We start from the raw sequence: 578 nt of genomic DNA, 5'->3' as shown, positions 1-578 counted from the left end.
GTAACAAGGTAGCCGTATCGGAAGGTGCGGCTGGATCACCTCCTTTCTAAGGAAAAAGTAGAGAAGATGTGTTTTACTGTTTAGCTATCAAGCTGAAAGATTTCTGGTGCCGATGCGGTTGGGGGACACACCCGTTCCCATCCCGAACACGACGGTTAAGACCCAATCGGCCGATGGTACTGCACTGGAGACGGTGTGGGAGAGCAGGTGGGCGCCAGATCAAAAAAAGAAAGACAGGGAAACCTGATGAGATAGATGCTGGTTTTACCAGTGATCTGAGAGAAAAAGTTATTTTCCTTTCAGATGGCTGATAAAACATCAGTCAGCATTGTACCTTGAAAACTGCATACATGAGATTTGATTAAGTTAATCAAATATCCTTAAACGCAAAGTATTAAGAAATTAATGCAAACGCAAAGATAGGAAGACATCGATTTATCTGTTATAAACAGAGTAATCAAACACATACGTTACGAACGTAAGTGTAAACTTCGTGAGAAGAAAGCACTTACTGTAGTAACACGAGAATCAAGAGACCGCATCACCTACGCTAGGGTGATGAAGCGAAAGGTCAAGCA

Annotated in this window: 1 rRNA gene; it reads left to right on the top strand. The window is 42.7% G+C overall.

Annotated elements, in window-relative coordinates:
* Positions 1-102 precede the first annotated feature (102 nt).
* Positions 103-220: ribosomal RNA gene (rrf, locus tag G5B12_RS17080) — 5S ribosomal RNA — on the top strand.
* Positions 221-578 lie beyond the last annotated feature (358 nt).

The sequence above is a fragment of the Blautia sp. MSK.20.85 genome, assembly GCF_013317245.1.
Taxonomy (GTDB): Bacteria; Bacillota; Clostridia; order Lachnospirales; family Lachnospiraceae; genus Blautia_A.
Note: the sequence above shows the minus strand (reverse complement) of the source record. Positions and strands in the feature narration are given on the sequence as shown.